We start from the raw sequence: 26,140 nt of genomic DNA, 5'->3' as shown, positions 1-26,140 counted from the left end.
CTCCTCCTGAAAATAGCATAGCCAGCCATCGTGAAAAATTTCATTTGAATACTTTTCATTATCATACAATATGAACGAAACATTTCACTAACCCTGAGAATATGACGCATATACTTCAAAACGCGGATATCGCCATCCTGCAAGAGCTTCAGACCGATGGCCGCCTGTCTATGCAAGAGCTCGCGGATCGTACCGGCCTGTCTGCCTCGCAATGTTGGCGGCGGGTTCGCGATCTCGAAGCTGCCGGGGTTGTGGCAGGCTATACCGCTCGTGTGCCCGCCAAATCCGTTGGCCTGAACGCAATAGCCTATGTTCATGTTGCGCTGCGCGATCATCAGGAAGACAGCATCACTTCGTTTTTGCGGCTGGTTGAGACCGAGGCTCAGATTGTCGAGTGCGCCTCAATCACCGGGGATCATGACTTCATTCTGAAAGTCTATTCGAAAACACCCGAAGATCTTGAGGCGTTCATCATGCAAAGGCTGTTGAAATCGGGGTTAGTCCGCGACACTCGCAGCAATTTTGTACTGCGGCAGACGAAAACACGTGGCCCTTTGCCCATTCTTTGATCTATCGCTCCAAAATCCGTTGAACCTATTCCCTGCCCCACCTATCGTGCGGGATCAGAACAGTTCAATCAGGACACCCCTATGACCAACCAAGTGCCACACCCGATGTCTCCTCAAGATTGCCTCGTGGCGATTATGGTTGCGATCTCTGCATCAGATGAGACCATCCGCACCGCCGAGCTGGTCAAGATCGAGGGCGCGGTCAACATGCTGCCTGTCTTTGCAGAATATGACATCGACCGGATGTATCGCGTTTCCCAAATCGTCTTCGATCTGTTTGAACAAGAAGATGGTCTGGATGCCCTGTTTGGACTGATCCGCGACAACCTGCCCGAACGCCTGAACGAAACCTCCTATGCGCTTGCATGTGATGTTGCGGCTGCAGATGGTACGCTGGCAGAATCCGAATTGCGGCTGCTCGAGGAAATCCGTTACGAGTTGGACATCGACCGTTTGCATGCCGCTGCCATCGAGCGCGGCGCGCGGGCACGGCACACGACCTGACATCAGCTGCTGCCGGCCAGCTTCCCCCACCTTTCGATCAGTGCGCGCTGCAATTTGCGCGACCTGTTATTCCAGCTCCGCCCGCCTTCGGGCCGTTCACGATACGCTCGGGGGATCGTTGCGCGATGCTCTATGTCGGCCGTGAATATCGCAAAGGCCAGCTCTGCCCCATCCGGTGAGGTTATGAACCCGCCCAGGCCCGAGACAAAGTTCAGGGTTCCGGTTTTCGCATTCACTCTGATCGGATGATCCTTGACCGGCCGCCCCTGACTGTCGGCAAGGGTAAATTTCTTCAGCAAAGGCCGGAGGTCTCCGGCTTTCTGCGCCGCCAGCAGCGCGACCACCAAATCCTCGGGCGCTACGCGTGAATCGCCCCCAAGCCCTGAATGATCGACCATCGCAACCCCGGTCACACCATAGGTCTCTGTGGCCCATCTGTTCATCTCGGCGGCTGACTCCGCCAAAGTCTGCGGTCGCGTACCGCGCGCCCTCGAGGCAGCGAGCCCTACCATCTCGGCAGTGAGGTTGGTCGAGTATTTCAGCATGCCCTGCAATATGCTCTTGAGCGGGTCGCTTTGATGAATGACCAAAGGCGTTCCATTCGGCATCTGCCGCGTGACCTGCGTCCGCCCCAGCACAATTCCGTTGGATCGGGCCAATGTTCTGAAAACGTCACCTGCATAAAGCGCGGGCTTGCGGACAGGCAGCCACCGCGCCCCATCGCTACCTAACGCGCCTTTGGCAACAGTCCACCGGTCCTGACGGGCGCTGGGTTCGTAGGTATAGATCGGCAGGTTGCGGCCCTCGACCTTCATGGACGCCACTTCCACTGCAGGGGTATAGCGCGTGCTTCGGGCATCCATGGTCACGTCATAGCTGGCGCCCTGCTTTTTCCACTCGAAATGCACGCGATTGAAATTCAGAGAAATGCCGCTGATCGCAGGGCTGTACCCCAAATGATCTGGCTGCCCCGGATCAATGCTGAACACGTAAGGCAACGCGCCATCATAAACTTTGAACGCGCCGCGAACCTCGGTGATTCCGGCCTCGCGCAAGTTTGCCGCCATCGTGGCCAGCGCATCCGTATCCAGCAATGGATCACCACCGCCAACAAGAACAAGATCGCCGTTCAATATGCCGTTTTCTATTGGCCCCTCGGCGACCAATGCAGTCTCAAACCTGTAATCGGCACCCAGCACATTCAGCGCATAGAGCGCGGTCAGAGTCTTGCCAACGCTCGCCGGAGGAAGGCTCCGGTCGCCACCATAGGTCTCAAGCACTACGCCTGTATTGGCGTCCGCTACGGCAAAGGCGACCTCGCCGCGCAGGTTCGCGGCATCGACCAAGCGCTCAACACCTACGATCGGCTCATTACGAAGCTGAGGCCTCAGTGACGTCAGCGGTGCCTCAGCCATAACGGCTACAGGCATCAGGGCCGCGCCCAGCCCAGCAATAAATCCTCGTCGCGAATAACGATCAATCATGGGTCAATTAAAATCCCAGAGATCACAGGCAAACAACCTGAGATCCGAATTATGGGCCCACAGGGGCTATTCAGGCAACACCTTGTTGCCCCAATCCCCCTGAATGCGCAACTGGGTCGAACTGACATCCAGCATCGGCACATTCACAAAACACCACGCCGGGGCCTGTGCCCGGCCGAGTAAATGCCGCGCCTGCCCGTCAATCCGGTAGTCGGCATAGCGACGCGCCGCAGGGGACATACGTGCAGAGATGCGGTCTCCGGGACGGGCAACAACGCCAACCGGTACGGTTTCGATAATCGACTGCCAATCCTGCCACTTATGGAATTGCGCCAGGTTATCCGCGCCCATCAGCCAGACAAACCTGACCTGCGGATAAAGCTTTTTCAGGGCTGCGACAGTATTTGCCGTGGCGCGCGTGCCGGTCTGGGCCTCGATATCCGTCACCTCGACACGTGGATGCTGCATCACAGCTTGCGCTGCCTTCACCCGCCGCGCCAATGGCGCAGGCCCGTGCTCTTTCAACGGATTGCCCGGAGAGACCAGCCACCACACCCGATCCAGCCCAAAGGCCTTCATTGCCTCGAGTGTCACATGCACATGGCCCTTATGCGGCGGATCAAATGACCCCCCGAACAACCCCACGACCTGCCCGGGCCGCACATATGGAATGTCACTGCGTTGCATCCCTTGCTGATGTTCAGAACTGAAGGGCGTTGTCAATCAATCGGCTGTACCGCATCACCAAGCCGCACCCGACCGGGCCGAACAACCTCGGCACACCACCCGCCATGCCCACGCACGGCAGAATAGCCCCCCTTGCTCAGCGCCTCCTCCATCCGGCTGCAAGGGGCGCAGATGACTGTGAACCGCAAAACAGCCTCCCCCACCTGAACCTCGCGCTCTTTTAGGGCCGCCAGATTGATCCCCGACACCACCAAATTGCGCCGCAGTATTTCAGGCGCAACCGGCCCCTGCCCCAGATAAGACCCAATCGCCGCTAAATGCTCCTGCTGGATCAGCGTCACGGCCCGTTTGCCTGCACGGCTTCGGTCGCCATCGAGACCGTCGGCCGAAATCATCGCAGTTTCAACCAACTGCAACTCATCTCGTCGTGCAGGCCGCAATCCGATCCATTCGACACAACCCGACTGCGCCCAGTCGGAAATCAAGGCCTTCAAATCCGCCATTGCCAGTCTTCCCGCTTTATCCCTGTCCGAGCTACAGGCACCGATCGCGCCATACAAGAGCGGCAGTACCAACGCCTGCCGCTCTTAAGATCAGATCAACATTCCGGGGTCAGTGCGAATGCTTACCCTCCGGTTGCAGATACAAGCCCGGCGCGGGATGATCCAAGTCATGCGGATCCTGACCTTCGGCCGGAATTTCCACCCAATTGTGGCTGCCGTTGGCACATTCCTGAATGGTCGGGAAAAACAGCATCTGCTCTGCCGCAAGCGATCCATCCAGCTTGGCCCGGAATACAAACTCATCGTAATGATCATTCGACAATTCGCCGGTCCAGATAATCTCTTGCACACCCGATGTCAGGGTCGTGCCATAGTAGTCGTAGCTGTTGGCATAATCACCCGCGACGGTTTCGAGCTTCCAGCCGGGTTTGGGCATCGGCTTGACCGAAATCACACCTTCGGGGATGGCGATGCGCAGCTTTAGCGTTGCCTCGCCCTCGCAGCCATGACCGACCCGCATCACCCCCTTGTAGAAGCTGCCCACCTGAGCTTCCTGCTGCTCCAGAGTTGCGTGCGCTTGCGCAGTCGTCCCTATTGCAGCCACGATCATCGCAGCCGATGTAAGTTTCACCAGTTTCATAAGGTATTTCCTTGTTTGACGTTCTGTTTCGTCCGGGGTCAACCCGGATTGAAGCTTCACACCATCCAAGGGGGTCCACGCGCAAAATATGCCGTTGTTGCGCCACGTGGCACCAACTCCACCCGAACTGGAATAAGAAGCGGCACACCCTCAGGGCACAAGGACGCAAGCACGAGAGGGCCACATAAGGTGACACCACTTTCAGCTAAGGTGCAAACCGGGCACCTGCTTTGATCGCCGTTCGGTTGACCGGTTCCACAAATGTCACCGGGGGCAAAGCCAAGCAGAATCGGTTCGGAATCTGCAGATACGGGACGGGTCAGATGCAGACTTGCCAAAATGACAAAGCCCAACGCTGCGAGCAGCGCCAATCCCGTTTTAAGTCGATCCAGCGTCGTCACTCTGGCTTGCCAATTCATATTTATCTTCCGCGACCGCTTAGTACCCCAGCCAGCTCAACGCAACGCCTTTTGAAAACAGCGCGTCGTATCAGGCAATCAAAATCAAACCCGCGATGCGATCCTGATTGCCCCTGCGCCCACGTTTCGCTATCACACCGCCCAACCCAATTTCCCCGACCCAGAGGACACACCATGGCCGCCTATCAATATGTCTACCACATGCAGGGTGTCTCCAAGACCTATCCCGGTGGCAAGAAGTGCTTTGAAAACATCCACCTGAGCTTCCTGCCCGGCGTGAAAATCGGTGTCGTCGGCGTCAACGGTGCTGGTAAATCGACGCTGATGAAGATCATGGCCGGTCTCGACAAAGACTTCACGGGTGAGGCTTGGGCGGCCGAAGGTGCCAAGGTCGGTTATCTGCCGCAGGAGCCGAAACTGGACGAAACCCTCAGCGTGCGCGAAAACGTCATGCTGGGCGTAGCCGAGAAAAAGGCGATCCTCGACCGCTATAACGAATTGGCGATGAACTACTCAGACGAAACCGCGGATGAGATGGCCAAGCTGCAGGACGAGATCGACAGCCAGAACCTCTGGGATCTCGACAGCCAGATCGACGTCAGCATGGAGGCCCTGCGCTGCCCGCCGGATGATGCCAATATCGCCAACCTCTCAGGCGGTGAAAAACGCCGCGTCGCGCTGTGCAAATTGCTGCTCGAAGCGCCCGACATGCTGCTGCTCGACGAGCCGACCAACCACCTGGATGCCGAAACAATCGCCTGGCTGCAACAGCATCTGATCGACTATAAGGGCACCATCCTGATCGTCACTCACGACCGCTATTTCCTCGACAGCATCACCGGCTGGATCCTTGAACTCGACCGTGGCCGTGGCCTGCCTTACGAGGGCAACTATTCCGCGTGGCTGGAACAAAAGGCCAAACGGCTGGAGCAGGAAGCCCGCGAGGACAAATCCAAGCAAAAGACTCTGCAGCGCGAGTTGGACTGGATGCGTCAAGGCCAGAAGGCCCGTCAGGCCAAATCCAAGGCCCGGATCAACGCCTATAATGATTTGGCGGAACAGTCCGAGCGCGAAAAGCTGACCCGCGCACAGATCGTCATCCCCAACGGCCAGCGCCTAGGTGGTAAGGTGATCGAGGTCGAAGGCCTGTCCAAACACATGGGCGATAAGCAACTGATCGAGAACCTCGACTTTACCCTGCCCCCCGGCGGTATTGTCGGCGTCATCGGGCCCAACGGCGCCGGTAAATCGACCCTGTTCAAGATGCTTACTAGTCAAGAGCAACCCGACGCAGGCACCATCACGCTTGGCGACACGGTTGAACTGTCCTATGTCGACCAGTCCCGCGATGACCTGAAGGACAACGACACCGTCTGGGAGGCGATCACCGGCGGCGCCGAGATCATCCAACTGGGTGACGCACAGGTCAATTCCCGCGCCTATTGCTCCTCCTTCAACTTCAAGGGCGGCGACCAGCAGAAAAAGGTCTCGCTGCTGTCAGGGGGCGAGCGCAACCGAGTCCACATGGCCCGCCTGCTGAAAGAGGGCGGCAACGTCCTGCTGCTCGATGAACCGACCAACGATTTGGACGTCGAAACCCTGCGCGCGCTGGAAGACGCGCTGGTCGATTTCGCCGGCTGCGCCGTGGTCATCAGCCACGACCGCTTCTTCCTCGACCGGATCTGCACGCATATTCTAGCGTTTGAGGGCAATGCCCATGTGGAGTGGTTCGAGGGTAACTTCGAGGACTACGAAGAGGACAAGAAACGCCGTCTGGGACCTGACGCGCTGGAGCCGAAGCGGTTGAAGCATAAGAAGTTTGCGCGATGAGACGGAAGCTCAAAAGACGGTTGGAAAAATGGCAACGTAGCGCGCTGAAAATCAGCGCGCCGCTGCGCAAGCGCATCCGGCAAATGTACAAGACAGATTACTGTGTGATCGTCGCAAGCAATGGCCGGTCGGGCAGCACCATGACCTACCATGCGCTGCGCGATGCACTGGAAAGGCTGGACCCAAACCTCTCGGGTCAGGCCAGTTTCGTGTCTCGGTTGGACGACGCCACCTTCCAGGCGCCGTTTCTTTACAAGACGCATGATTTTCCGCAGGTTTTGTCAAACTGGTCAAAAGATACCCGAGTCGTCTTTTGCTTTGGCTCGACAAAGGACTCTACCTTTTCAGTCTACACAGCGATGGAAGGCTATGGCCCTGAGTGGATAAAAAAGCACTTCTACAATCTGCATGCGACGGGCACATATGACGAGCTTTTCGAACGTGATGTGCTGCAACAGGCACGGCAGATCAAGGAATGGGTCACTTATGACGACATCCCGGTATTGTGCGTTCACTACGATGCGTTGTGGGAATATCAGGACGAAATCTCTGAATTTACCGGATTGAAATTTGTACCGGCTCCGCGGCGTGAACGGGCTGAAAAAGATATTCCGGAAGATCTCCGAAAGGCCGCGAGCCAAATCTACGATCCGATTGACGAAGTGATTTCCCAGCTTCCCAGATGTTTTGTGGCCTCGCCCGAAATGAACGAGATCGTGGGCAAATTGCCGCTCGCAAAGTGATCCTCGGACGGTCTGGCGCGTAACGTTTTCCGGGCGTTCGCGGATCCAAAAAATTCAGTCTAACCACATACATTGTATAGATTGTTTCAGGATATTCTGATGCGTAGATTCTGATGCCTGGCGCTAGTTTCAGCCGTTCAGGATTGCAAATCCGGCTTGTCACATCTCGTCTGAACTGGCATAATCAGAGTGCTTACGTTTTTCTATTTCGACCCACTGTCTCCTTCTACGGCGTTCAGTCTATCGATACAGACGACGACGCCAGGCTGCCGCAACTCCGTGGGCAGCACCAGATAAGGAGAACACGGATATGCCTTCAGGCACCGTAAAATGGTTCAACACCACCAAAGGCTACGGCTTTATTGCACCCGAAGATGGCGGCAAAGACATCTTTGTACACATCTCGGCTGTCGAACGCTCGGGCCTGACCGGTCTGGCCGACAACCAGAAAGTCACGTACGAGCTGCGCTCGGGTCGTGACGGTCGCGAAAGCGCCGACGACATCCAGCTGGCGTAAGCCGCTGTAAGGGCAGGGTTTTCCTCTGCCCTTTTCTATTTGCGCCTGAGGGACCACCTGTAAAAGTGTGTCCCGGCGATTACATCACAATTCAGTTACTCTTCCCCGACGATTGACCGGATCGGATATCATCCGGACACTATGGTCATGATTTTTCTGTTGTATTGAAGAGAGCTGATATGTTGACACGCCGTACATTCCTGACTGCAACAGCAGCAGCAAGCCTTGTTTCGACCGCCGCGTCGGCAAAGAAAGCCGTCGAATACGACCCCACTCCACAATTTGTTCGAATCAAAAAGCAATTCCTGCCAGGCCAGCTTCTGGTGGTTCCACGCTCGTTCTATCTGTACTTCGTAACAGAACCTCGCAAGGCAATCCGTTACGGGTGCGGGGTGGGCAAAGCCGGGCTGGAGTTCACCGGAACAGCGACCATAGACGTCAAAAAGGAGTGGCCCACCTGGCGCCCCACCAATGAAATGATCGAGCGTGAACCAATTACATATGCTCGTTTCAAGGATAACGACTATGTGCAGCCTGGCGGTGACGGTAATCCGTTAGGTGCACGGGCGCTTTATCTGTTCCAGAACGGCGTTGACACTTATTTCCGAATTCACGGGACCACTCAGCCGCAGACCATAGGCCGTGCGGCCTCGAACGGATGTATACGCATGCTGAACACGCATGTCATCGACCTGTACCAGCGGGTGCCGATTGGAACAGTTGTGACGGTCGTCTGATCAATCTTCTGCTGATTTCACAAGTTCCAAAACCTTTGGTCCAAGGTCTTCAACGATGAGGGCCACACCACTGGCGTTGGGATGGATGCCATCTGCCTGCATGTGTTCCCGTACTTCTTCGGGGTTTCCTGCCGCAGTCAAACCTGTGAAAAAACTTGGCGCATATCCAGTCTGATATCGATCCGCCAGATCGGGGTAGATCGCATCAAATGCGGCTTTGTAATCTGGGCCGTAATTCCCCGGCGCCTGCATCCCGACCAACAACACGGCGACCTCAGCGCCATCTGCTGCTTTCAAGATCGTCTCAAGATTTGCGCGTGCAACTGCCGGATCAAGCCCTCGCAACAGATCGTTCCCGCCCAATGCGACGATCATCCCATCCACGTCGGGCGTCAGTGTCCAGTCCACACGTGCCGCCCCTCCGGCGGTGGTGTCCCCGGATACACCCGCATTGATCAGGCGCACATCCGCTCCGTGATCTTTCAACCAACGACCCAGCTGCGGGACAAATCCGTCTTGCTCGGGCAGGCCGTACCCTTGAGTCAAAGAATCCCCGAGAGCGGCAATCACTACGGTTTCTGCTGTGGCCGCAAAGCCGCAACACGTGATAAGCACCGGCATCAAAGCCTTGCGCAACATCTCAACTGCTCCATATCCCATTTGATTACCTCGGTTCGGACCAACCCATGATCGCAACTGTTCTATCGCTTGAAAATGCCGCTTTATCGCTGGATGGCAATGCCGGTCAGGTAGATATCCTGCACGACATCACGCTTTCCGTACACAAGGGCGAGACACTGGGTCTGATTGGGCCGTCCGGGTCAGGAAAATCGTCGTTACTGATGCTGATGGGCGGGCTGGAACAGGCGACGGGCGGCCAGATAACCGCACTCGGCCAAAATCTGACCCGCATGAACGAAGACGAGCTCGCGCGATTCCGACGCAACAGCATGGGCGTTGTATTTCAGAATTTCCACCTGATCCCCACGATGACCGCCCTTGAGAACGTGGCCACACCGCTGGAGTTGGCCGGTCACAAAGATGCCTTTCAACGGGCCGAAGCCGAATTGGAGTCCGTAGGGCTGACGCATCGACGCGACCATTATCCGGCGCAGCTCTCCGGTGGAGAGCAGCAGCGCGTCGCGCTAGCCCGTGCCTCTGCCCCGCGACCACAGATCCTGCTGGCGGATGAGCCTACCGGCAATCTGGACGAAACAAACGGAGCCGCCATCATTGACCTGCTGCTTGGCCTGCGCGACAGGCATGGTGCTACTTTGGTTCTGGTGACCCATAGCCACAGCCTTGCGCGCAGATGTGACCGTGTTGTCCGGCTGCGCGATGGAAGGATTGCCGATGACACAAGGCAAGAGGCTGCCGAATGAGCCTGCGGATGGCCGGGCGGCTGGCGCGGCGGGAACTGCGCGGAGGTCTGCGCGGATTTCGGGTGTTTCTGGCTTGTCTTGCACTTGGGGTCGCTGCCATTGCCGCTGTGGGTTCGGTCCGCCACGCCATCCAAACCGGACTGACGCAAGAAGGCGCGGCTCTGCTGGGCGGGGATGCACAGCTGGAATTCACCTATCGCTTTGCGGATGAGGCTGAGCGTGCATGGATGAACGACGCGGCCTTAGCCATCTCCGAAGTCGTCGATTTTCGGTCAATGGCAGTCGCGCAGCAGAATAGTGACCCACAGCGGGCGCTTACGCAGGTCAAATCCGTTGACGACTCCTATCCATTGTTGGGCAAGCCCATACTAGAGCCACAGATGCCCCTGCGTGACGCCTTTACAGGCCAGCAAGGGGCGCCCGGTGCCGTAATGGCTGCCGCTCTGATCGACCGGCTTCAGCTATCCGTAGGGGATCGGTTTTCACTTGGAACTCAGGAATTTGTCCTGATGGCAGCCCTGATCCACGAACCGGACGGGGCGGCAGACGGGTTTGGATTGGGTCCGCGCACGCTGATCCGCACAAAGGACTTGCTGAATTCCGGATTATTGGCACCGGGTACTCTGTTTTCCACCAAATACCGTCTGGATCTGCCGCCGGGGTCTGATCTTACAGCTTTTTCGGCGCAGGCAAGCGAAGCCCTTGAAGGCAGCGGAATGCGGTGGACCGATGCACGGAACGGTGCCCCCGGCATTTCAGAATTTGTTGCCCGGCTCAGCGCTTTTCTGGTTCTGGTTGGACTATCCGGGCTGGCTGTTGGCGGCATCGGCGTATCTGCAGCGGTGCGCGCCTATCTGGCGCAAAAGACTGAAACCATTGCTACCTTGCGTACTTTGGGTGCCGATCGGGCGACCGTGTTTCAGACTTATCTGATCCAGATCGGTATTCTCTCTGGCATCGGCATTTTTCTGGGCATCATATTGGGTGGATCGGTGCCTCTACTGCTTGCGCCGCTGATCGAAACTCGCCTGCCTGTGCCCGCAGTGTTCTCGTTCTATCCGCAGCCTCTGGCTGAAGCCGCGCTTTACGGCGTGCTCACCGCCTTTTTATTCACACTCTGGCCCCTTGCCCGTACTGAAGAAGTCCGTGCAGCCACCCTGTTTCGCGATGCGCTGTCTTCGGCGCGCTTCTTGCCTCGTGCAAAATATGTTCTTGCCACAGGCATCGGGCTTGCGGCGCTGATCAGCGCAGCCGCCTTTTTCAGCGGATCGGCGCGCCTGACCCTTTGGACCAGCGGCGGGTTGGCCGGAGCGTTGGTTCTGCTTTCGGTGGCGGCGCTGGCAATCCGCAAACTGGCACGCTTGACCACAAAACCCGCTCGAGGGAATCCGCCCCTGCGATGGGCCCTGTCTGCCATTTCCGACCCACGCGAAGGAGCCGCATCGGTTGTCCTGTCACTGGGGCTGGGCCTGTCGGTTCTGGCCGCAGTCGGGCAGATCGACGGCACGCTGCGAAACGCGATTTCAGGAAACCTGCCCGATGTCGCCCCTTCTTATTTCTTCGTCGATATCCAGAAAGAGCAGATGCCTGGCTTTACCGAACGGCTGGAAAACGACCCTGCCGTAAGCCGGATCCAAAGCGCGCCCATGCTGCGCGGGATCATCACACAGATTAACGGGCAGCCCGCGATTGAGGTCGCCGGGGACCACTGGGTACTGGAAGGCGACCGCGGGGTCACCTATTCCGACGCCCCGCCCTCGAACGCACGGGTCACCGCCGGGGAATGGTGGTCCGAAGACTATTCCGGAACGCCTCAGGTCAGCTTCGCCGCTGAAGAGGCCGAAGAGATGGGCCTGAAGCTGGGTGACCAACTGACCGTCAACATATTGGGGCGCGACATCACCGCAGAGCTCACCTCTCTGCGCGAGGTGGATTTCTCGACCGCCGGGATGGGTTTCATCATGTCCATGAACCCGTCGGCCCTGGCCGGCGCCCCGCATAGCTTCATTGCCACCGTCTATGCCGAAGAGCAGGCCGAAGCCGCGATCCTTCGTGATCTGGCGGGTAAATTCCCCAATATCACCGCAATCCGTGTCCGCGATGCGATTGACCGGGTCTCGGGTCTGCTGGCCGGGTTGGCCGCTGCGACGTCTTATGGGGCTGGTGTATCGCTGCTAACCGGCTTTCTGGTCCTGATCGGCGCCGCGGCAGCGGGTGAACCAGCCCGGCGGTACGAGGCCGCAGTCCTGAAGACCATCGGTGCCGACCGACGGCGCATATTGATCAGCTTTGCCCTTCGGGCTGTTCTGCTGGGGTCTGCCGCTGGAATTGTAGCCCTGATGGTGGGCATCCTCGGCGGCTGGGCGGTTGCGACATATATTTTCGACACCAGCTTTGACGTCATTTGGCCATCTGCCATCGGCATCGTATTGGCCGGGATCATCGTCACGCTGGGCGCGGGGTTGATCTTTGCCTTGAAACCCCTTGCCGTTCGCCCGGCGCGCATCTTGCGCGCCAGCGACTGAGTTTATCGGACGCAGGCGACGGGCTGCAAAATCGTCAGCAGATTTGCATTGTCACACACCAGCGAATCCAGCGTGATTTCGTCCAGCGAGGCATAAAAGACCTCGGCCGCGTCCCGCAGCGCAAGGCGCAGCCGGCAGGCGTTGGTGAGCGGGCATGTATTGTCGGCATCCGCAAAGCACTCGGCAATCGGCAAGTCGCCCTCGATATGTCGAAAAACCGAACCGATCCGTATCTGATCAGCAGATCTAGCGAGTACCATACCACCATTGCGACCGCGATGAGTGCTCAGATAATCTAACTGGCTGAGTTGGTTGATCACCTGCGCCAAGTGGTTTTCCGAGATATTGCAGGCCTTTGCGATCTCGGATTTGGTCACCAACCTGTCTGGATTTGCTGCACAATACATCAGTAGGCGCACAGCAATATTTGTCCGCTTGGTTATCCGCATGTTTGCCTCCCTAAGTTCAACATGCTGCCTTATTGCATGTTGGGCAAAAAAGCGGTTTGACATACATCAATTCCCGGTCAGAAGTGATCCCGCATGGCAGATCCCTATTTCTTTGGCTACGGCAGCCTCGTGAACCTCGCGACCCACGATTTCCCCGACCCGCATCCCGCGCAGTTGAAGGGATGGCGGCGGGCCTGGCGGCATACCGATTTGCGCCCGGTCGCTTTCCTGACTGCCATTCCGGATCCCACTTCTGAAATCGACGGCATGATTGCCCATGTCCCGGGCAATGACTGGGACGCGCTGGATCAACGTGAGTGGGCCTACGACCGCGTTCCAGCGACTAAGGCCGTCACCCATTCTCTGCCACACGAGGTTGAGATCGCTGTTTATGCCGTACCTGATGACCGTCAATCCGCGGCCAGCCGGCGCCACCCCCTGCTGATGAGCTATATCGATGTGGTTGTGCAGGGCTATTTGCGTGCGTTCGGGTCCGAGGGCGCCGATCGCTTTTTTGCCACCACTGATGGCTGGGACGCCCCGATCCTGAATGACCGGGCAGAGCCGCGGTATCCGCGCCACCAGGCATTGAAACCGGATGAGACTTGTTTTGTGGATGATCGGCTGAAGCGAATAGCAGCCCAGATCGTAAAGACCTTATAGAAAAAGGCGCGGCCAGCAGACCACGCCTTATCACAATCTAACGCACTAAGATCAGCCGCGCGCGCGGATCACCTGCAGAAGGGGCAACAGGGTGGCCATCTCGGGGCCGCGCTCCATTCCTGTCAGTGCCTTGCGCAAAGGCATGAACAGACTCTTGCCCTTGCGGCCTGTCGCGTCTTTCACCGCGCTGGTCCACTGCCCCCAGGTCGCGCCGTCGAACGGGCCTTCTGGCAACAACGCCACGGCCTCGGTGATGAACTCTCGGTCTTCATCGGCAATCAGTGGTTCGGCGCCGTTAAGGCACAGCTCCCACCACCCTCTCAGGTCTGCCAGAGTGGTGATGTTCTCGCGGGCCATGGCCCAGAACGGTTCGGCCAGTTCGACCGGTACGCCCGCATCTGCCACAGCATCTGCAACGTCGGCCAATGACAAAGATTGCAGGTGTTTTGCCGTCAACGGAAACAGGTCCTGAACGTCAAACTTGGTCGGCGCGGCACCAAAACGACCAATGTCAAATCCATCGATCAGCTCGGCCATCTCTGTCCGCAACTCAACCGGGTCGGATGAGCCCAGACGCGCCATCAAGCTGAGCAATGCTAACGGCTGTACGCCCTGCTCGCGCAGATCACGCAGAGCCAGCGTGCCCAGTCGCTTAGACAGCGCCTCGCCCTGGGGGCCGGTCAGCAGAGAATGATGTGCAAAACGCGGGCAAGTACCACCCAGCGCTTGGATGATCTGAATCTGTGTCGCGGTATTTGTCACATGGTCCGAGCCACGCACCACATCGGTCACACCCATTTCGGTATCATCGACCACCGACGCAATCGTGTACAGAACTTGACCGTCGCCCCGGATCAGAACCGGGTCAGAGACTGAGGCCGCATCAATCGAAATATCGCCCAGAATGCCGTCGGTCCACTCGATCCGTTCATGATCCAGCCTAAAGCGCCAGACACCGTTGCCACGTTCGGCCCGCAGCGCGTCTTTCTCGGCGTCGTTAAGATTCAATGCTGCGCGGTCATAAACCGGCGGCTTGCCCATATTCAGCTGCTTCTTGCGCTTGAGGTCCAGCTCGGTCGGGGTTTCGAAGGCTTCATAGAACCGGCCCATCTCGCGCAGCTTGTCGGCTGCCTCGGCATAGCGGTCCAGACGCTCGGACTGTCGTTCGACCCGGTCCCAATGCAGGCCCAGCCACTCGAGGTCCTGCTTGATGGCATCGACATATTCTTCCTTCGACCGCTCGGGGTCTGTGTCGTCGATACGCAGGATGAACGTGCCGCCGGCCTTGCGGGCAATCAAGTAGTTCATCAGCGCTGTGCGCAGGTTGCCCACATGGATGTAACCGGTGGGCGACGGGGCGAAACGGGTGGTTGTCATAGGAGTCTCCTGTTGGCGCGGCTCTTCTCACAGGATGGGCAAATTGTCCAGCCACCGCACCGGTTCACGCCAACGTCAGGTGGCAATCCTCGGGCGATACCCTATCTTCAAAGTGCTGGCACACACAGGGAGATCTCAAAATGACCGTTACACTGACTCGTAGGGCCGCACTGGGCGCGGCGGCAGCATTGCCTTTTGCATCAGCTGCTACCCCCATCCTGGCTGCAGCAAGCGATACCAAAGCGAATTCAACCATCGCGAAATCGTTCCAGTTGGGCGATTTCACCGTAACCACCCTGCTGGATGGCAGCCTGCCGCGCGATGGCGCCAAAGAGATATTCGGCGGCGGTGCCACGGATGAGGAATTTGCAAACGTATCGGCCCAGAATTTTATTCCTGCCGATAAAGCCCAGTTCTTTTTCACACCAACGCTGGTCAATACCGGGTCTGAACTTGTGCTGTTTGATACTGGCCTTGGGCAAGGCGGCATTCAGGCGGCACTGGCAGATGCAGGCGTGAGCCCGGATCAAATCGACGTCGTCATCATCACCCATATGCACCCTGACCATATTGGCGGCATGACCACAAATGACGCGCCGACTTTCCCGAATGCGCGCTATGTCACCGCATCATCCGAGTATGACTTTTGGGCCGCGCAGGATTCCGGCAATCGGGTCGGCGATCTGGTCGCCGCCAAAGTGACCCCAATGGCCGAAAAGATGACCTTTGTCGGCGATGGCGGCGAGGTTCTGTCCGGAATAACCGCCGTTTCAGCGCATGGGCATACCCCCGGACACACGGTCTTTCATCTGGAAAGCAACGGTCAACGTCTGGTGCTGACGGCCGATCTGGCCAATCACTATGTCTGGTCCTTCGCCCAACCCGAGTGGGAGGTGAAATTCGACATGGACAAAGCCGCAGCCGCCGCTTCTCGTCGTAATGTGTTGGGGATGCTGGCAGCAGACAAAATCCCGATGATCGGATATCACATGCCCTTCCCCGCAGCCGGTTACGTCGAGACGCGCGGCGATGGGTTCCGGTTTGTCCCGGTCAGCTATCAGATGATGGGTTAACGTTTAAAACCCTGGGTCCGGCCGAATTTTCGACCCGTCCGTAAAGCGGGACAGGCGGAAATCGGCCGGATCAACACAAGGGTCACTGGCCGAGACCAAATCGGCCATCAGCCGCCCGGCACCGGGCCCGATCCCAAATCCATGACCCGAAAACCCCGTCGAGATGAACAGGCCCGGCTTGTGGTCGACGGGTGAAATGATCGGGATCGCATCCGGGGTGACATCAATCATACCCGCCCAGCTTTGAACGATTTCAGCCTGTTTTAGCGCGGGAATGCCCTTGGTTGCGCTTTTCCAAGCTTGCCGCAATGCCCGGCGCGACGGTTCGGGATCCAGAACGCGGCAATGTTCGAACGGAGTCACATCCGTGGGCAACCAGCTCCGGTCCTGCCCCGCCTCTTCGGCCCACCGCTTGGACAACCGAAACCGCAGCGACCGCCACTCCTGACGATATGCAGGAAGAAATTGCCACGCCAAGCGAAGGCTATCCGGCACGATATCAACGGTGTTTTCGTGCCCGGACGCAATCGTATACCCTCCGTCGTCCCGCTTGCGTATTGCAAAATCGTCCGACCACAAGGCGGCCTCAGGACCGGAAACCGGAGAGGTTCGGAATACGGTGTTCAGCACCTTCAGTTGTGGAAAATCAACTCCGGCATTCCCTGCAAACAAGCGCGACCACGCACCGCCCGCCAGTACGACATTGCCGCAGGCCACGCGACCGCGTTCTGTGAAGACACCGACGACACGGTCCGCCTCTGTATCCAGACAGCGCACTGCACAGTTGGTCATCAACAGGGCCCCCCGGTCACGCGCAGCTTCGGCGATTGCGGGTGCAGCCCATTGCGGTTCCGCCCTACCGTCTTGCGGCATAAACAATGCGCAATCCAACCCAGTCTGATGGTCTGGCATAAGTTCCGCCAACAGAGCCCCGGACACCATCCTTGCCCCAGTATTCAACCCCTCCACATGGCGAAGCCAGCGTTCAAGATTGCTCTGTTCCCGCTTGCCAGAGGCGCCGAACAGGATACCGGCCTGTGTGAAACCTGTCTTGCGCCCGGTGCGTTGATCGAGCTGCGCCCAGATACGCTGTGATTCCTGCATCAGCGGGATTTCCCGAGGATCGCGCATACCCAAACGCACCCATCCCCAGTTCCGCGAACTCTGCTCGGCGGCAATTTGTCCCTTTTCGCACAGAAGGACAGACATTCCCCGCTCTGACAGTTCGAGGGCAGTTGAAGCCCCAATAATTCCTCCACCAATGACAACAACATCAACGGCTTTTGGCAGCTTTAGATCGGGTTCAACAGCATTAGGCTTGGGGCCAGGCATCAACCGCTCATAATTCATTGCACGGACCGCAATGAAGGCGCGGGATCAGGACAGACGCAACAGAAGAAACTTCGCTTCAATGACTATTGCTCAGGCCTGTGACCATTCGGCCAACGTGGCAAGCCAGCGCATCTAATTCAGGATTTTGAAAACTTCAGGCCGCGCCGCACAATTCAGCCAGTTTCTGACGTAAAGAGGTAGCGATACCGCCTTCCGGCACCTCGGCTTCTGTTTCCAGAAACTGCGCGCCGGGGCCTACCGTCGTGGATTCCTCTTTGGGCACCTCTTCATTCAACAAATTGGCAATGGCAGCATCTACCTTTGCCTCATCCAGAGACCGACCTTCGGATTGCATAGACCGCCATTTTGGCGGTGAATGAAGCGGTTTATCGTATTCATCGTACATAATGGCACCAAATCGTTAACTCAGACATCCAATTTCGGACGCGTCGCTAAAGACCGAAGGGAAAGCTCATAAACACCTATTTCCCACAATGCGTCGCATCCGCCCCACATGGGGCAACAATCAAGCTAAAATGTGGCAAAAAAAAGACCGGGTATCAAGTGGAGCTCGGATACGCCCAAGAGAATCTAAGCCACTGCACTCAAAAATAAAAACAGTTCCAGAAGCAAGCGGTTATTGCCCATAAAATGGAAACAGTTTTCGCGTCAAAATGGTGATTCCTGTAAGGCGTCAGGTCCTGTCGCGCCAACGATTCACGATAGGATACCTGCGATCCAGCCAGAATGCCCGCTTGGTCAAACGTGTCCCCGGGGCGGACTGAAACCGTTTATATTCGCTGATATAGACCAAATGTTCGATCCGGCGCGCAACGGCTTCTCCGAACCCGGCGGCCACGCAATCCGCGATCGACCCATCCTGATCAACCAATATATCCAGAATGGCGTCCAGAACCGGATAATCCGGCAGGCTGTCACTGTCCTTCTGGTCTTCGCGCAACTCGGCACTAGGAGGTTTGTCGATGACCGAGGGTCGGATGACTTCACCCTCGGGGCCTTTCATCCAGCCGCGATGATTGGCATTGCGCCAGCGGCAAGTCTCGAACACGCGGGTTTTGTACAGGTCTTTGATTGGATTATAACCACCGTTCATATCCCCATAGATCGTGGCATATCCAACGGCGACTTCGGATTTGTTGCCTGTGGTCAGCAGCATCTCGCCGAACTTGTTCGACAGGGCCATCAGCAACAGCCCCCGCAGGCGGGACTGGATGTTTTCTTCGGTCAGATCTTCGTCTCGCCCGGCAAACAATGGGGCAAGCGTATCCGTGATCGCCGCGCACCCCTGTGCAATAGGGACGAAATCATAGTGAACACCCAACGACTTAGCCACCGCTTCGGCATCATCCAAAGAATCCTGGCTGGTATATTCCGACGGCAACATCACGCAGCGAACATTTTCAGCGCCAATCGCATCCACCGCTATTGCCGCGACAAGGGCTGAATCAACGCCGCCAGAGAGACCCAGAACACCCTTTTTGAACCCGGTTTTGGCCATGTAATCACGCAGAGACTGGACCATCGCGCGATAGTCCTGCTCCCACGCATCTGGCTGCGGCACAATCTCGTCCGGAATTATGCGCCAACCTGCATCGCCGCGTTCAAGATCCACATGCGCTATCGCTTCGTCGAACACAGGCATTCGGAATGCCAGTTCTCCGCCTGGATTCAACCCGAAGGTCGCCCCGTCAAAGACCTGATCGTCCTGCCCTCCGACCATGTTCAGGTAAATCAGCGGCAATCCGGTCTCAACCACGCGCGCCACCATATGGTTCAGGCGCACATCATATTTGTTTCGGAAATAAGGCGAGCCGTTGGGGATCAGCAGAAACTCGGCTCCTGTCTCCTCCAGCGTCTCGGCAACATCCGGATGCCAGCTGTCCTCGCAGATTGGGCTGCCGATCCGAGAGTTGCCAATCGAATAGGGACCGCCCAGCGGGCCGGAATCATACAGGCGCACTTCGTCAAAGACTGTCTCATTCGGCAGGTGATGTTTCAGCACTTTACTGCTGATCCTGCCGTTCTTGAGGATGAGATAGGCGTTATACAGCCGGTCATCTTCGAACCACGGCCCACCGATCGCAATCGCAGGTCCATCGGCGCAACGTTCCGCAAGCGCCTCAACAGCTTTCATTGCGGCTTTGTAGAACGCGGGCTTGATCACAAGGTCCTGCGTATTATAGCCGGTGATGAACATCTCGGGGAAAGCAACAAGTTGGGCACCAGCCTCGCGCGCCTGCTCCCACGCAGAAAAAGCCTTGGCCGCATTGCCTTCCAAATCCCCGACAATGGGATTGAGTTGCGCCAGAGTGATACGGAAACGGTCGGCCATACTGCCCTCTTGCCCTCGTCTGTCCTATTGCCATTTACCAGATCGCACCGCGAGTGAAAGACCAATAAGGCAAAAGCCGTTGCCCTGCCTGCGTCGGTATCCTAGTTTTGCGCAAAAGCACGATGCTCGCGCAGACAGGACCAAACATGAACGTTTTTCGCACTTCAATCGCCGCAGTTGCATTGACCCTGTCAGCGCTGACCGCCTTCGCGCAGAACGATCAGGTAGTCGTGGACGATGACGAAGTGGGCGGCGTATACGAAGGCACGTTCCTAAATGGCCTGCGGCACGGAACCGGCACCTACCAGTTGCCAGATGGTTTCGAATACGAAGGCGAATGGATCGAAGGCGAAATTCAGGGTCAGGGTATCGCGCGCTATGCTAACGGGTCGATCTATCAGGGCGCCTTTGCCAACGGTCAACCCGAAGGGTTCGGAACGATCGTCTATGCTGATGGTGGCAGCTATGAAGGGGAATGGGCCGATGGCTCGTTCAACGGCCAAGGAGTCGCCGTCTATGCCAACGGAGCGAAATACGAAGGTGGGTTCAAGAATGCCCGGCACCACGGCAAAGGCACTCTGACCGACCCGACCGGAGAGGTGTACGAGGGCGACTGGGTCGACGGGGTCAAGCAGGGCAAAGGCAAGATAACCTCAGCCAAAGGCAACGTGTATGAGGGCGATATCAAAGACGGCAAGCGTCATGGAACAGGTAGCCTGACGCGGCCGGAAGGTATGAGTTATACGGGTGACTGGTCCGAAAATCGCATGACCGGAAAAGGCCGTCTACTGCAAGCCAATGGCGATTTGTATGAAGGCGACTTTTTTGATGGGCGCCGACAAGGCAAGGGCAAGGCAACCTATGCCAGTGGCGCCATTTACGAAGGTGACTATCACGATGATCGCCGCCACGGCAAAGGCCGTTTTCTGGGCACGGACGGGTTCGACTATACTGGTGAATGGAAAGACGGCCAGATTGAGGGCCTCGGAGAGCTGACCTATCCTGACGGTTCGACCTATGTCGGTGATTTCAGTGCAGACCTGCCCCATGGCAAAGGAATGCACACCTATCCTGATGGCCTGATTTACGACGGCGACTGGATCGCCGGCGTCTTCGAGGGTCAGGGCAAGGCCACTTACCCGAACGGCGCCATCTACGATGGGCAGTTCAAGAACGGTCTGAACCACGGCACCGGTGTTCTGACATTTGCAAACGGGTACAAATATGAAGGCCATTGGGTCGACGGTGCGCGCCAGGGCGAGGGCAAAGCCAGCTTCCCGGACGGAACGACCTACAAGGGCGATTTCAAAGATGGGCAGCGCCACGGGCAAGGATCGATAACCACACCGCGCGGCTTCACCTATACAGGCGGTTGGGTCGAGGGGAAGATCAGCGGCACCGGAACCGCTACCTATGCGACTGGTGACGTGTACGAAGGTGGGTTTTTGGACAACAAACGCCACGGTGACGGCACGATGCGCTATGCTGACGGCAAAGAAGAAACCGGCGTCTGGGAAAACGGTGTTCTGCCGGGTGAAAACACCAGCGAGCCGAAGGAGAGTGCTCCGGCAGACGACAGCGCGACAACGGCAACCAGCCCTGCCTCTGACGGTTAGCGGGTCTCACCACGGCACAGGTTTTCCAGCCCAGTCGAAGAACCCGCCAGTGTCTGCGGGCACAAGCGCCCTGGCTACGCTCAGCAGGTTACGCGCGGCTTCATCCGATTCAACGGTCGGGTGTCGCCCGACATATTTGCGCGTGAATTCTGTACGCACTGTGCCCGGATGCAGGGCCACACAGATCGCCTGTTTGTGGGTGCGGGCCAGCTCAATCGCGGATGTGCGCACAATCTGATTGGCCGCAGCTTTTGAGGCCCGATAGCTGATCCATCCCCCCAGCTGGTTATCTCCGATTGATCCGACGCGGGCGGACAACACCGCCACGACAGATCGCCTGCCCCGTGGTAGCAGCCGCGCAGCGTGTGACAGCACAAGGGCCGGACCAACCGCATTCAGGGCAAACTGGTCCATCATTGCTTGCGCTGAAATTGATCTGATGGACTTCTCTGGCTGTGCACCATTGATTTCCAAAGCACCCGTCGCAATGAAGATCATGTCAAACGGGCATTGCAATGCTTCCAGAGCCGGGCCGACAGCTTCGACATTCGTGAGGTCGAAACCATCAGCAGAACGCGACAAGGTGGTTACGTCTACGGATTGCATGGTCAACAGCCTTTGCAGCGCGGCACCGATACCACCCGAGGCACCTATGATGAGAGCTTTCTCCATTCCGGATCAACTAGCGGTCTTCATTCGGCAATCAACCGTCACGGTTCGTGCAGGTTTTGACGTCTGCATGAAATTCCTACTTTTCATTCCCCGCATGCGCTGTATAAGCTCAACCCCATGATCAACCGCGCAGATATCCTTGTTGCCGACACCGCCCCCTGCGGTGCGTCTCTGCGTGGCCTACTGATCCTAATCCGCCTCTGAGCGTGCCACCCGGCGCGCCCGCTCAGAGGAGGACGCCCGCGCGCCATAGGCTTTAGGACAGAAGAAGAAAGAGAATCCCATGACCAATGTGACCGACCAAGACCGCGTCTTGATCTTTGACACCACTTTGCGCGACGGCGAGCAGAGCCCCGGCGCGACCATGACCCATGCCGAAAAGCTGGAAATCGCGGAACTGCTGGACGAGATGGGTGTCGACATCATCGAGGCCGGTTTCCCGATCGCATCAGAAGGCGACTTCAAAGCCGTCAGCGAGATTGCCGAGCGATCACAAAACAGCCGCATCTGTGGGTTGGCCCGTGCGAATTTCGCTGATATCGACCGCTGCTGGGAGGCGATCAAACACGCTGGCAAGAACCGCATCCACACTTTCATCGGCACCTCGCCGCTGCACCGTGCCATTCCGAACCTGACCATGGACGAGATGGCCGACAAGATCCACGAAACCGTCAGCCACGCCCGCAACCTGTGCGAAAATGTACAGTGGTCGCCGATGGATGCGACCCGGACCGAGTGGGATTATCTGTGCCGTGTGATCGAGATCGCGATCAAGGCCGGTGCCACAACGATCAACATCCCCGACACTGTCGGTTACACGGCACCTGTCGAATCCGCTGACCTGATCAAGCGCCTGATCGAAACGGTTCCGGGCGCGGATGAGGTGGTGTTTGCCACCCATTGCCACAACGATCTTGGCATGGCGACGGCGAACTCACTGGCGGCTGTCGCTGGTGGTGCGCGTCAAATCGAGTGCACCATCAATGGCCTTGGCGAGCGTGCGGGCAATACTGCGCTGGAAGAAGTTGTGATGGCGCTGCGCACCCGCAATGACATCATGCCGTGGCATACCGGCATCGACACCACCAAGATCATGCATATCTCGCGCCGGGTTGCGACGGTTGCGGGCTTCCCGGTTCAGTTCAACAAAGCCATCGTCGGCAAGAATGCCTTTGCGCATGAAAGCGGAATCCATCAGGACGGCATGCTGAAGAACCGAGAGAATTTCGAGATCATGCGCCCTGAAGATATCGGCCTGTCGGGCACCTCTCTGCCGCTTGGCAAACACTCGGGCCGGGCTGCGTTGCGCGACAAGCTGGAAACGCTCGGCTTTGAGGTCGGTGACAATCAGCTCAAGGACATCTTCGTGCGGTTCAAGGATCTGGCCGACCGCAAGAAAGAGGTTTTTGACGACGACCTGATCGCGTTGATGAGCCAGGATGATGAGGCCGACGATCGCCTGCAGTTGGTTTCGATGAAAGTCACCTGCGGCACCGGCGGTCAGGCGGAATCGACGGTCGAGCTGGAAGTGGATGGCAAGGACATTGTCGCGACCGAACATGGCGACGGTCCAGTCGATGCCACCTTCAAAGCCGTTCGCCGAATCTATCCCAACACCGCCCGCCTGCAACTGTATCAGGTCCATGCTGTGACCGAGGGTACTGATGCGCAGGCAACCGTATCGGTTCGGCTGGAAGAGGACGGCATGATCGCCACCGGTCAGTCAGCGAATACCGATACGGTCGTGGCATCCGCCAAGGCCTATATCCACGCACTGAACCGCCTGATCATGCGCCGTGAAAAGGCCGGGCCAGGTGCAGACACGCGTGAAATCAGCTATAAGGACCTGACCTGACCGCCAGATGAAACTCCCAAGGGCTCCCGCACCCGCGGGCGCCCGGCTACACCGGACGCCCTTGCGGCTTTGGGCCCGGCAGCGCGCATGCGGCGCGCTGCCGGGCCCAACACGTTTGACGGCATCTTTAGATGCTGGCAGATGAGGCGGGAGAACCTTGTGGTCCGAAATCAGACTGGCGTCACAGCCCTTTGAACAGCTCTGACAGACGGTCCATTTCATCTTGGATGCCAAAGGGCGCGTTCAGCAGAAACATCCCTGATCCGACCATTCGGTGACCTTCCCGCGCAGGTGCAAACCGGACTTCATGACGGATCGCCTTGGGAAAACCCTGCGCCTTCAACGCGGCAACCATCGGGGCCTGACGTTGATCGGACAGGATCGGATACCACAGCGCGATGACGCCCACATTCCATTTACGGTGCAGTTTTGAGATCACGCCCGGTAGCCGGTCATAATCCGCCTTCACCTCATAGCTGGGATCAATCAACAGCATCCCGCGCCGCGGCGTTGGTGGCAGCAAAGACTGCGCCAGCTCATACCCGTCCTGTTTGTACTCCTTTGCCCCAAAGGGGGACATGGTCATCGACAATGCCGCGTATTCCTGCGGGTGCAGCTCTGCGAAATGCAGACTGTCCTGATCCCTCAGCAGGTTGGCCGCGATCAGCGGTGAACCGGCATAGCTGTTTTCTCCGTGCCGTTCATGGACCTTGGCCAACGCCAGAGACAAAGGATGATCAGATGGAAACCACCCTTCGCGCTGCGCTCGCTTGATACCTACGGCTGCCTCGCCTGTGCGCACGGCTTCTGCTGCGTCTAGCTGGTACAGGCCACGCCCGGAATGGGTTTCCAGATAGGTTATCGGCTTATCTTTTCGCGTCAGATAGTCCAGTACCCATGCCAAAAGAGCGTGCTTTTGAACATCAGCCAGATTCCCGGCGTGGTAAATGTGTTGATAAGAGAGCATGTTGCCTTCTAAAGTCCCTCTCAATAAGGCGGAAAGGTGCTGAGTTACGCGGAATCAGCCCTTTTACCGGGCGAGATGGCACCCTATAAGACATCCGTCCCGGAACCGTCGAGTCGCGGGCAGTAGAAATTCTGACGAACGGGATCAGTACAACATGGGCATCTTTGGCAATCTGGGCGGCTTGTTCTCAGCGGACATGGCGATCGACCTTGGAACAGCAAATACGCTTGTTTATGTCAAAGGGCGCGGTGTGATCCTGTCGGAACCTTCAGTTGTGGCTTACCACGTCAAGGATGGGGTTAAGAAAGTCCTCGCCGTCGGTGAGGATGCCAAGCTGATGCTGGGCCGAACCCCTGGTTCGATCGAAGCGATCCGCCCCATGCGCGAAGGCGTGATTGCGGATTTCGACACCGCTGAAGAAATGATCAAGCACTTTATTCGTAAGGTGCATAAACGCTCCACATTCTCAAAGCCCAAAATCATTGTCTGCGTCCCCCATGGTGCTACGCCTGTTGAAAAACGGGCCATTCGCCAATCGGTTATGTCCGCAGGCGCTCGCCGGGCGGGCCTGATCGCCGAACCCATCGCTGCGGCTATTGGTGCAGGAATGCCCATCACTGACCCGACCGGCAACATGGTCGTGGATATCGGCGGCGGCACCACCGAGGTTGCCGTTCTGTCGCTGGGCGACATTGTCTATGCCCGTTCGGTCCGCGTTGGCGGAGACCGAATGGATGAGGCGATTATCTCATACTTGCGCCGCCAGCAGAACCTGTTGGTGGGTGAATCCACCGCCGAGCGGATCAAGACCACCATCGGAACCGCCCGTATGCCTGATGACGGGCGCGGCCAGTCGATGCATATCCGTGGCCGCGATCTGTTGAATGGCGTGCCCAAAGAAATCGAAATCAGCCAGGCGCAGGTCGCCGAGGCCCTGTCGGAACCGGTTCAGGCAATCTGCGAAGCCGTTATGACCGCACTTGAAACCACGCCGCCTGATCTGGCCGCAGATATCGTGGACCGCGGCGTCATGCTGACCGGTGGCGGTGCTTTGTTGGGCGATTTGGATTTGGCACTGCGGGAACAGACAGGTCTGGCCGTGTCAATTGCTGATGAAAGCCTGAACTGTGTGGCTTTGGGCACCGGCAAGGCACTGGAATACGAAAAACAGCTGCGCCACGCGATTGACTACGAAAGCTAAGGCGCGCACCCTCTAAAGGGTACATTCGGGCGCGAGCAGCAC

General features: G+C 57.7%; 25 protein-coding genes. 13 read left to right on the top strand and 12 right to left on the bottom strand.

The genetic code is table 11. The annotated features are described in order from the left end of the window. Positions 1 to 101 precede the first annotated feature (101 nt). Together AC2FHX_RS06885 and AC2FHX_RS06880 are read left to right on the top strand one after the other, a co-directional pair. A complete protein-coding gene (locus AC2FHX_RS06885; protein ID WP_496691748.1) occupies positions 102 to 569 on the top strand; it encodes an Lrp/AsnC family transcriptional regulator in 468 nt (155 codons plus the stop codon). Positions 570 to 650: 81 nt separating this feature from the next. Continuing rightward, complete coding sequence (locus AC2FHX_RS06880) at positions 651 to 1,073, top strand: tellurite resistance TerB family protein (protein ID WP_142635642.1); 423 nt, start codon at positions 651 to 653, stop codon at positions 1,071 to 1,073. Between the two features lie 2 nt (positions 1,074 to 1,075). Here AC2FHX_RS06880 and dacB read toward each other — a convergent pair whose 3' ends face one another. The 4 genes from dacB to AC2FHX_RS06860 all read right to left on the bottom strand — a co-directional run bounded on the left by dacB (position 1,076) and on the right by AC2FHX_RS06860 (position 4,387). Beyond that, the gene (gene dacB / locus AC2FHX_RS06875) at positions 1,076 to 2,557 is read right to left on the bottom strand and encodes a D-alanyl-D-alanine carboxypeptidase/D-alanyl-D-alanine endopeptidase (protein WP_496700823.1); all 1,482 of its coding nucleotides are present in this window, start codon (positions 2,555 to 2,557) and stop codon (positions 1,076 to 1,078) included. A 66-nt stretch (positions 2,558 to 2,623) separates the two neighbouring features. Then, complete coding sequence (locus tag AC2FHX_RS06870) at positions 2,624 to 3,244, bottom strand: nicotinate-nucleotide adenylyltransferase (protein ID WP_496700825.1); 621 nt, start codon at positions 3,242 to 3,244, stop codon at positions 2,624 to 2,626. A 32-nt stretch (positions 3,245 to 3,276) separates the two neighbouring features. Beyond that, positions 3,277 to 3,747 (bottom strand): MOSC domain-containing protein, encoded by a 471-nt coding sequence (locus tag AC2FHX_RS06865; protein ID WP_496700827.1) that lies wholly within the window; start codon positions 3,745 to 3,747, stop codon positions 3,277 to 3,279. A gap of 109 nt (positions 3,748 to 3,856) precedes the next feature. Beyond that, on the bottom strand, positions 3,857 to 4,387 hold the full coding sequence (locus tag AC2FHX_RS06860) for a YcnI family copper-binding membrane protein (RefSeq protein ID WP_496700828.1): 531 nt from the start codon (positions 4,385 to 4,387) through the stop codon (positions 3,857 to 3,859). Positions 4,388 to 4,980: 593 nt separating this feature from the next. Here AC2FHX_RS06860 and ettA point away from each other — a divergent pair. From ettA to AC2FHX_RS06840, 4 genes are all read left to right on the top strand, one after another. Next, positions 4,981 to 6,636, top strand: a complete 1,656-nt coding sequence (ettA, locus tag AC2FHX_RS06855; protein WP_496700830.1) for an energy-dependent translational throttle protein EttA — start codon at positions 4,981 to 4,983, stop codon at positions 6,634 to 6,636. Then, positions 6,633 to 7,379 carry a hypothetical protein gene (locus tag AC2FHX_RS06850; protein ID WP_142635632.1) on the top strand — a complete coding sequence of 249 codons (747 nt, stop codon included), beginning with the start codon at positions 6,633 to 6,635 and terminating at the stop codon, positions 7,377 to 7,379. The genes ettA and AC2FHX_RS06850 overlap by 4 nt, the downstream gene beginning before the upstream one ends. 310 nt (positions 7,380 to 7,689) lie before the next feature. Further along, entirely contained in the window at positions 7,690 to 7,896 is a 207-nt protein-coding gene (locus tag AC2FHX_RS06845; protein WP_142635630.1) for a cold-shock protein, read from the top strand. A gap of 179 nt (positions 7,897 to 8,075) precedes the next feature. Further along, on the top strand, positions 8,076 to 8,633 hold the full coding sequence (locus AC2FHX_RS06840) for a L,D-transpeptidase (protein ID WP_142635628.1): 558 nt from the start codon (positions 8,076 to 8,078) through the stop codon (positions 8,631 to 8,633). On the opposite strand, the gene AC2FHX_RS06835 is transcribed toward AC2FHX_RS06840, so the two are convergent. Then, a complete protein-coding gene (locus AC2FHX_RS06835) occupies positions 8,634 to 9,293 on the bottom strand; it encodes an arylesterase (RefSeq protein ID WP_416383914.1) in 660 nt (219 codons plus the stop codon). A 26-nt stretch (positions 9,294 to 9,319) separates the two neighbouring features. Here AC2FHX_RS06835 and AC2FHX_RS06830 point away from each other — a divergent pair, with 26 nt between their 5' ends. Together AC2FHX_RS06830 and AC2FHX_RS06825 are read left to right on the top strand one after the other, a co-directional pair. Then, the gene (locus AC2FHX_RS06830) at positions 9,320 to 10,015 is read left to right on the top strand and encodes an ABC transporter ATP-binding protein (protein ID WP_496700833.1); all 696 of its coding nucleotides are present in this window, start codon (positions 9,320 to 9,322) and stop codon (positions 10,013 to 10,015) included. After that, complete coding sequence (locus tag AC2FHX_RS06825) at positions 10,012 to 12,540, top strand: ABC transporter permease (RefSeq protein ID WP_496700835.1); 2,529 nt, start codon at positions 10,012 to 10,014, stop codon at positions 12,538 to 12,540. The genes AC2FHX_RS06830 and AC2FHX_RS06825 overlap by 4 nt, the downstream gene beginning before the upstream one ends. A gap of 2 nt (positions 12,541 to 12,542) precedes the next feature. On the opposite strand, the gene AC2FHX_RS06820 is transcribed toward AC2FHX_RS06825, so the two are convergent. Then, a complete protein-coding gene (locus tag AC2FHX_RS06820; protein ID WP_142635622.1) occupies positions 12,543 to 12,989 on the bottom strand; it encodes an RrF2 family transcriptional regulator in 447 nt (148 codons plus the stop codon). Positions 12,990 to 13,082: 93 nt separating this feature from the next. On the opposite strand from AC2FHX_RS06820, the gene AC2FHX_RS06815 reads away from it, so the two are divergent. Next, positions 13,083 to 13,652 carry a gamma-glutamylcyclotransferase family protein gene (locus tag AC2FHX_RS06815; RefSeq protein WP_142635620.1) on the top strand — a complete coding sequence of 190 codons (570 nt, stop codon included), beginning with the start codon at positions 13,083 to 13,085 and terminating at the stop codon, positions 13,650 to 13,652. Positions 13,653 to 13,703: 51 nt separating this feature from the next. Here the strand turns inward: AC2FHX_RS06815 and gltX are convergent, their stop codons facing one another. Next, entirely contained in the window at positions 13,704 to 15,029 is a 1,326-nt protein-coding gene (gene gltX / locus AC2FHX_RS06810) for a glutamate--tRNA ligase (RefSeq protein WP_496700837.1), read from the bottom strand. 140 nt (positions 15,030 to 15,169) lie between these two features. On the opposite strand from gltX, the gene AC2FHX_RS06805 reads away from it, so the two are divergent. After that, positions 15,170 to 16,102 (top strand): MBL fold metallo-hydrolase, encoded by a 933-nt coding sequence (locus AC2FHX_RS06805; RefSeq protein WP_496700839.1) that lies wholly within the window; start codon positions 15,170 to 15,172, stop codon positions 16,100 to 16,102. 3 nt (positions 16,103 to 16,105) lie between these two features. On the opposite strand, the gene AC2FHX_RS06800 is transcribed toward AC2FHX_RS06805, so the two are convergent. From AC2FHX_RS06800 to AC2FHX_RS06790, 3 genes are all read right to left on the bottom strand, one after another. Then, a complete protein-coding gene (locus AC2FHX_RS06800; RefSeq protein ID WP_496700841.1) occupies positions 16,106 to 17,434 on the bottom strand; it encodes an NAD(P)/FAD-dependent oxidoreductase in 1,329 nt (442 codons plus the stop codon). 154 nt (positions 17,435 to 17,588) lie between these two features. After that, positions 17,589 to 17,840 carry a hypothetical protein gene (locus AC2FHX_RS06795; protein WP_496691760.1) on the bottom strand — a complete coding sequence of 84 codons (252 nt, stop codon included), beginning with the start codon at positions 17,838 to 17,840 and terminating at the stop codon, positions 17,589 to 17,591. Between the two features lie 288 nt (positions 17,841 to 18,128). After that, a complete protein-coding gene (locus tag AC2FHX_RS06790; protein ID WP_496700842.1) occupies positions 18,129 to 19,787 on the bottom strand; it encodes an NAD+ synthase in 1,659 nt (552 codons plus the stop codon). 146 nt (positions 19,788 to 19,933) lie between these two features. Between AC2FHX_RS06790 and AC2FHX_RS06785 the strand changes: the two genes are divergently transcribed. Next, a complete protein-coding gene (locus AC2FHX_RS06785; protein ID WP_496700844.1) occupies positions 19,934 to 21,403 on the top strand; it encodes an MORN repeat-containing protein in 1,470 nt (489 codons plus the stop codon). A gap of 6 nt (positions 21,404 to 21,409) precedes the next feature. Here the strand turns inward: AC2FHX_RS06785 and AC2FHX_RS06780 are convergent, their stop codons facing one another. Continuing rightward, a complete protein-coding gene (locus tag AC2FHX_RS06780) occupies positions 21,410 to 22,075 on the bottom strand; it encodes an SDR family NAD(P)-dependent oxidoreductase (RefSeq protein WP_496691762.1) in 666 nt (221 codons plus the stop codon). A gap of 283 nt (positions 22,076 to 22,358) precedes the next feature. Between AC2FHX_RS06780 and AC2FHX_RS06775 the strand changes: the two genes are divergently transcribed. Further along, positions 22,359 to 23,930 (top strand): 2-isopropylmalate synthase, encoded by a 1,572-nt coding sequence (locus tag AC2FHX_RS06775; protein ID WP_142635603.1) that lies wholly within the window; start codon positions 22,359 to 22,361, stop codon positions 23,928 to 23,930. Between the two features lie 181 nt (positions 23,931 to 24,111). On the opposite strand, the gene rlmJ is transcribed toward AC2FHX_RS06775, so the two are convergent. Continuing rightward, the gene (gene rlmJ, locus AC2FHX_RS06770) at positions 24,112 to 24,897 is read right to left on the bottom strand and encodes a 23S rRNA (adenine(2030)-N(6))-methyltransferase RlmJ (protein WP_496700847.1); all 786 of its coding nucleotides are present in this window, start codon (positions 24,895 to 24,897) and stop codon (positions 24,112 to 24,114) included. 154 nt (positions 24,898 to 25,051) lie between these two features. Between rlmJ and AC2FHX_RS06765 the strand changes: the two genes are divergently transcribed. After that, entirely contained in the window at positions 25,052 to 26,098 is a 1,047-nt protein-coding gene (locus AC2FHX_RS06765) for a rod shape-determining protein (RefSeq protein ID WP_142635599.1), read from the top strand. Positions 26,099 to 26,140: the final 42 nt, after the last annotated feature.

This window comes from Ruegeria sp. CDSC042 (assembly GCF_059610745.1).
This window is presented reverse-complemented; position numbering and strand designations above follow the sequence as displayed.